Origin of the sequence: Ruegeria sediminis (assembly GCF_005938215.1) — a bacterium.
GTDB classification, from domain to species: domain Bacteria; phylum Pseudomonadota; class Alphaproteobacteria; order Rhodobacterales; family Rhodobacteraceae; genus Ruegeria; species Ruegeria sediminis.
Map to the genome: position 1 here is coordinate 1 of NZ_VCPD01000014.1, position 6168 is coordinate 6168.

The window sequence follows — 6168 nt, forward strand, 5'->3', positions numbered from 1 at the left end:
GCGCGGAACTCGCCGAAATACTTGGTGATCGCTGCGGTCAGCGTGGTCTTGCCGTGGTCAACGTGGCCGATCGTGCCGATGTTGACGTGCGGTTTCGTACGCTCAAACTTTTCCTTTGCCATTCCTCAGGCGCCCTTTGTGGTTTGGGGGACCCTTGGTCCCGGTTTCCTCTGCGCGCGCGGGATATTTGGTTCAAAAGGGAAAATCAAGCACATCCTGCGGAAAAGGGCTAACCTTGTGCCGGATTTTGCGTCACGACCGTGTTTTCGGCGGGTACGGCGTCGGGCCGCTTGTCGAACCAGCCGTTGTTCCGGTGTTCCTTGGCAAACCATTCCTCGACCCGGTCCGCCACCTTCAGGGCCAAACCGCTCATCTGCTCTTCCTTGGTCCGGGCATGGCCCGATCCCATCAGGGCGCTTTCGCTGGTGGTGTCTTCGAGAACCTGGATCTGCTCGCCCTTGGCGAGGAAGGTCTTCTGCCCGACATCATAGACGTTCACGAGAACGATGGCCGTGCTCTTGGGGTTATAGACGACCGGCACGCCCGGCGGCGCCAGCATGTAGCCCTCGACGCTGATGCCGACATCGTATTCCTGCGACCCCTCGTAACGGCCCAGGCGCAGGTCGACCGCCTTTTCGATCGCCGCGGTCCATTCCTGCGGCGTCGCATCGCGTGAAACGGGGCCCTGCACGGCCTTGTCCGCGAAGGCGTAGTTCACGCGCAGCTTGAACTCGCCCAGGTTTTCGGGGGCTTCGTTTTCCAGCGTCTGCGCGCAGGCGCCCAGCAGCGCCAGTCCGAAGGTCAGGGTCAGGATGCGGATCATTGTCTCGTCTCGATAGGCCGGTTTTCTGAGCATGTAGCGCACGGGCATGGCCCGTGCCAAGCCGTATCGGCAGATTTCCACCGCCCCCGGGCCCGGGGGCTCAGGAGAACTTGTAGTCGCGCGGGAAGCCATAGGGCGGTTTTTTCCCGACGCTCGCCCGCTTGGACAGCCATTGGCCAAGGTCCGGTTCGTGCCGCGTCTTGTCGCCGCCCATGGACCATTTCAGCCCGTCTTCCCAGTTGAAGGTGGTCAGGTCCGACAGGCCGCCATCCAGCTCAAGCGTTCCCTGCCGGCCGCGCGCCATGTTGTATTTCTGCAGGCGCACGCCCTTGCCGCGGGTCATCTCGGGCAGTTCGGAAACCGGGAAGACCAGGAACTTGCCGTTCTGCGACACGACGGCGACATGATCGCCGTCCACCGGCTTGCAGATCAGCGCGCGTTCGTCGTCCTTGACGTTCAGCACCTGCTTGCCGCTCCGGGTCTGGGCCACGACGTCTTCCTCGGGCACAATGAAGCCGTTGCCGGCATCCGACGCGACCAAGAGCTTGCGGCCGGGCTTGTGGATCAGGATGTCTACGATCCGCGCTTCGTTCGGCAGGTCCACCATCAGCCGCAACGGCTCGCCCATGCCGCGCCCGCCGGGCAGATTGGCGGCGCTGAGCGTATAGAACCGCCCGTTCGAGGCGAAGACCAGCAGCCGGTCGGTGGTTTCGGCATGGAAGATGAAGCGCGGGCCGTCGCCGTCCTTGAACTTGAGCTCGCGGGTCAGGTCGATATGGCCGGTCATGGCGCGGATCCAGCCCATCTGCGAGCAGACCACGGTGATCGGCTCGCGGTCGATCATCGCCTCGAGCGGCACCTCCTCGACCTCGCCCGCCTCGGCGAAACGGGTGCGCCGGGCACCGCCCTCGTAATCCTTGCCGAAGGTCTTCTTGGTCTCTTTCAACTGCTCGGCGATCCGGGACCATTGCAGCCCTTCGTCGGCCAACAGATCCTCGAGATTTGCGCGTTCTTCCATCAGCTCGTCGCGCTCGCGGACCAGCTCCATCTCTTCCAGACGCCGCAGGCTGCGCAGGCGCATGTTGAGGATCGCGTCGACCTGCACCTCGGACAGTTCGCCCTCGCCGGGGCCAGGCGGCACGTAATCCGCTTCGGACATTGCGCGGGGATGATCGATGCCCCAGTTCTCGCGCATCAGCGCCGCCTTGGGATCCTCGTCATAGCGAATGATGTCGATCACGCGGTCGAGGTTGAGGAAGGCGACGATGAAGCCTTCCAACACCTCCAGCCGGTGATCGATCTTGCCCAGGCGATGCCGCGAGCGGCGCAGCAGCACCTCTTGCCGGTGATCGAGGAAGGCGCGCAGCACCTCCTTCATCGAACAGACCTTGGGGGTGACGCCGTCGATCAGCACGTTCATGTTCAGGCTGAACCGCACTTCGAGGTCCGAGTTGCGGTAGAGCATCCCCATCAGCACCTCGGGGTCCACGTTCTTGGACCGCGGCTCGAGGATCAGTCGGATGTCGTCGGCGCTTTCGTCGCGCACGTCGGCGAGGATCGGCACCTTCTTGGTCTGGATCAGCTCGGCCAGCTTTTCGATCAGCTTGGATTTCTGGACCTGGTAGGGGATCTCGGTGACGATGATCTGCCACTGGCCGCGGCCCAGATCCTCGACCTCGTACTTGCAGCGCAGACGGAAGCTGCCGCGCCCGGTGCGATAGGCCTGGGCGATGCTCTCGGGCGGCTCGACGATGACGCCGCCGGTCGGGAAGTCCGGTCCCGGCACATAGTTCAGCAGCGTGTCGTCGCGGGCGTCCGGCGTGCGGATCAGATGCAGGCAGGCGTCGCAAAGCTCGGCGATGTTGTGCGGCGGGATGTTGGTCGCCATGCCCACCGCGATGCCGCTGGCGCCGTTGGCCAGCAGGTTCGGGAACTGCGCCGGCAGCACCACCGGCTCGGTCAGGGTGCCGTCATAGTTGTCGCGGAAATCGACGGCGTCCTCGTTCAGCCCCTCGAGCAGCGCCTCGGCCACGATGGTCATCCGCGCTTCGGTGTAGCGCGAGGCGGCCGGGTTGTCGCCGTCGATGTTGCCGAAGTTGCCCTGCCCGTCCACCAGCGGGTAGCGCACGTTGAAGTCCTGCGCCAGCCGCGCCATCGCGTCGTAGATCGCGGCGTCGCCGTGCGGGTGGTAGTTGCCCATCACGTCGCCCGAGATCTTGGCCGACTTGCGGAACCCGCCCGTGGAACTGAGTCGCAATTCGCGCATCGCGTAGAGAATCCGCCGGTGCACCGGCTTCAGCCCGTCGCGCGCATCCGGCAGCGCGCGGTGCATGATCGTGCTCAGCGCATAGGTCAGATAACGCTCGCCGATCGCCCGGCGCAGCGGTTCCGCCACCTCTCCCCCGTTGCCGGGGGTCACCATGTTGGGGTCATCCACGATATCGTTCATAGATGCTGTGATACGCCGCCAGAGCGCGCTGGTAAAGCAATCCAAGCGTATTTTGCTGGGGACAAGTCGGCCTTTTGCAACAGCGGGGAAACACGGCGCAAGGTTCCCCCGGCTTTCGACTCGGGGGGCGGATTATGGTAACATCCACCCGATAGACCTTTTGTAGTTACTTGTTTTGAACGATTACCGGGGGGTGCGCCATGAAGCGCCTTATCCTATTGTCTTTCGCCTTTCTCGCCTTGGCGTTCTACGAAATGAGTGGCGGCGCCGATTTCGAACCGCGCGGCGTGCGCCCACCCGAACCCGAACGCGTCGCCAGGGCGCCGCGGCCCGAGCCGAAATCGCTGGTGTTCCCGGTTTCCGCCGAAAACCTGGTCGTCAAGGCGGCGCTCGGCCCCAGCAAGACGGTCAAGGCCGGCGACGGCCCCCTGCCCGGCGGCGAAGGCGCCGAAGTCACGCGCGCCGCCTTCTCGCAATCCGCCGGCGGGCTGAACACGGGCTTCGCGCTGGTCCGCGAACCGGCGGCGACGATCACGCTCGCCTCGATCGAAAAAGGCGTGCTCGCCCTGCGGCAGGAGACGGTCGAGCCCGAAGCGCCCGAACTACCGGCCGTGCCGGAGCCCGTCCGCGACATCCGCGAGGTGCGGGGCACGCGCGTGAACATGCGGGACGGGCCGGGCACGATCTATCCGGTGATCGCCAAGCTGACCATCGGCCACGAGGTCGAGGTGCTGGACGATCCCGGCATCGGCTGGCTGCGCCTGCGCGTGTTGCCAGAGCAACAGGTCGGATGGATTGCGTCCTCGCTCATCAGTAAAAAGGCCGACTGACGCCGGACGGTGATTGCCCTGCCCCGAGCCTCGCAATAGCTTGGCGCGGGGGATCATCTTCGGGAACGACATGCAGAAATCCATTCTCATTACTGGCTGCTCTTCGGGTATCGGACTGGACGCGGCGCATGGCATGCGCGCGCGCGGATGGCGGGTCTTCGCCTCGTGCCGGCAACAGCGTGATTGCGACCGCCTGCGGGCGCAGGGCTTTGACAGCCCGCGCATCGACTATACCGATGCCGACAGCATCCGGTCGGGTCTGGCGCAGGTTCTGGACGCCACCGGCGGCACGCTGGACGCGCTGTTCAACAACGGCGCCCACGGCCTGCCCGGCGCGGTCGAGGATGTGCCGACCGAGGGGCTGCGCCACATCTTCGAGACCAACGTGTTCGGCTGGCACGAGCTGACCCGCCAGGTGATCCCGGTGATGCGCGCGCAGGGGCACGGGCGAATCGTGCAGAATTCCTCGGTGCTGGGTCTTGTCGCCTTTCCGTGGCGCGGCGCCTATGTCGCGACCAAATATGCGGTCGAGGGCCTGTCCGACACCCTGCGGCTGGAGTTGCGGGGCACCGGTATCCGCGTCATCCTGATCGAACCGGGCCCGATCACCTCGAAACTGCGGGAAAAGGCGATCCCGATCTTCGAGCGTTTCATCGACTGGGAGAACTCGGCGCTGCGTGAGAAATACGAGAACACCCTGCTCAAGCGCCTCTACGAAGGGTCCGGACCGGACCGATTCGAGCTGCCCGCCTCGGCGGTGACGGAAAAGCTGGCCCACGCGGTCGAGGCCCGGCGTCCCCGGTCGCGCTATTACGTCACAACCCCCACCTATATCGCCGGCTACCTGCGCCGCATCCTGCCGACCGGCGCCATCGACCGCATCCTTTCCGGGGTCTGAGGCGAAATTTCCGGTTCGCTTTTCGGCCCGGTACCGCTAGATCAGCACGATCGGAACGCGAAACGTGCAGGGAGGCATCATGGACCTTTTATTCGTGGTCTTGCTTTTGGCCATGGCGGCGGTCGTCGCCGTGCTGATCATCGGGATCGGCGGTTTTGCCAAGGGCGGCGCCTTCAACGCCAAATACTCCAACAAGATGATGCGCCTGCGCATCCTGTTCCAGTTCATCGCCGTGGTGCTGATCGTGCTCTACGTGTTCCTGCGCGGACAGGGAGTGCAATAGATGGTCGTTCTGAACAAGATCTACACCCGCACCGGCGACAGCGGCAAAACCGCGCTCGGCAATGGCGAGCGGGTTGCGAAATATTCGGGCCGCGTGTCCGCCTATGGCACCGTGGACGAGCTGAATTCCTTCGTCGGCGTCGCCCGGCTCGAAGCCGAGGGCGAGACGGATGCCGCCCTGGCGCGGATCCAGAACGACCTGTTCGATCTGGGCGCCGATCTGTGCCGGCCCGACATGGACAAGGACGCCGAGGCCGAATACCCGCCACTGCGCATGATCCAGTCACAGGTGGACCGGCTGGAATCCGAAATCGACGGAATGAACGCCTCGCTCGAGCCGCTGCGCAGCTTCATCCTGCCGGGCGGGTCGCGGCTGGCGGCGCAACTGCATGTCTGCCGCACCGTTTCCCGCAGGGCCGAGCGCCACGCGGTCGAACTGTCCAACATGGAACCGGTGAACGAGGCGGCGGTCAAATACCTGAACCGCCTCAGCGACTGGTTCTTCGTCGCCGCCCGCAGCGCCAACAACGGCGGCCGGGACGACGTTCTCTGGGTGCCGGGCGCCAACCGCTGAGCCGATGGCCCCGACTTTGCGTAGCTATGTCGCGGTTTCCGGCTGAAAAATCTTGAAACGCGACGTCTCGGGGCCATGACGTGACGATTTTGCCCTGTTGCGAGGGGCCGCGACCCGTTATCAAACGCGGCGAGAGCATTGGTGGAGTCGCGTCGCGGCTTGCCGTTTTTGTAAGGAGCATACGCAAAAATGAAGGTACTTGTGCCTGTCAAGCGCGTGATTGACTACAACGTGAAGGTTCGCGTGAAGGCGGACGGGAGCGGAGTTGATCTCGCCAATGTCAAGATGTCGATGAACCCGTTCGACGAGATT

7 protein-coding genes and 1 pseudogene are annotated in these 6168 nt (G+C 64.4%); 5 read left to right on the top strand and 3 right to left on the bottom strand.

Going from position 1 to position 6168, the window contains the following annotated elements; translation table 11 throughout:
* The 3 genes from FGK63_RS20545 to FGK63_RS20555 form a co-directional block, all read right to left on the bottom strand.
* The coding region (locus FGK63_RS20545; RefSeq protein WP_246044033.1) for a GTP-binding protein at nt 1-122 on the bottom strand (122 nt) is incomplete at its 3' end.
* A 107-nt stretch (nt 123-229) separates the two neighbouring features.
* Nucleotides 230-871 (bottom strand): hypothetical protein, encoded by a 642-nt coding sequence (locus FGK63_RS20550; protein WP_246044102.1) that lies wholly within the window; start codon nt 869-871, stop codon nt 230-232.
* 52 nt (nt 872-923) lie between these two features.
* The gene (locus tag FGK63_RS20555) at nt 924-3272 is read right to left on the bottom strand and encodes a DNA topoisomerase IV subunit A (RefSeq protein WP_138845826.1); all 2349 of its coding nucleotides are present in this window, start codon (nt 3270-3272) and stop codon (nt 924-926) included.
* A 200-nt stretch (nt 3273-3472) separates the two neighbouring features.
* Here FGK63_RS20555 and FGK63_RS20560 point away from each other — a divergent pair, with 200 nt between their 5' ends.
* The 5 genes and pseudogenes from FGK63_RS20560 to FGK63_RS20580 all read left to right on the top strand — a co-directional run.
* The gene (locus tag FGK63_RS20560) at nt 3473-4102 is read left to right on the top strand and encodes an SH3 domain-containing protein (RefSeq protein WP_246044103.1); all 630 of its coding nucleotides are present in this window, start codon (nt 3473-3475) and stop codon (nt 4100-4102) included.
* Between the two features lie 70 nt (nt 4103-4172).
* On the top strand, nt 4173-5000 hold the full coding sequence (locus tag FGK63_RS20565; protein ID WP_138845828.1) for an SDR family NAD(P)-dependent oxidoreductase: 828 nt from the start codon (nt 4173-4175) through the stop codon (nt 4998-5000).
* 79 nt (nt 5001-5079) lie between these two features.
* A complete protein-coding gene (locus FGK63_RS20570; RefSeq protein ID WP_138845830.1) occupies nt 5080-5283 on the top strand; it encodes a twin transmembrane helix small protein in 204 nt (67 codons plus the stop codon).
* The gene (locus FGK63_RS20575; protein ID WP_138845832.1) at nt 5284-5856 is read left to right on the top strand and encodes a cob(I)yrinic acid a,c-diamide adenosyltransferase; all 573 of its coding nucleotides are present in this window, start codon (nt 5284-5286) and stop codon (nt 5854-5856) included.
* A 189-nt stretch (nt 5857-6045) separates the two neighbouring features.
* A pseudogene (locus FGK63_RS20580) lies at nt 6046-6168 on the top strand (electron transfer flavoprotein subunit beta/FixA family protein); the annotation flags it as partial.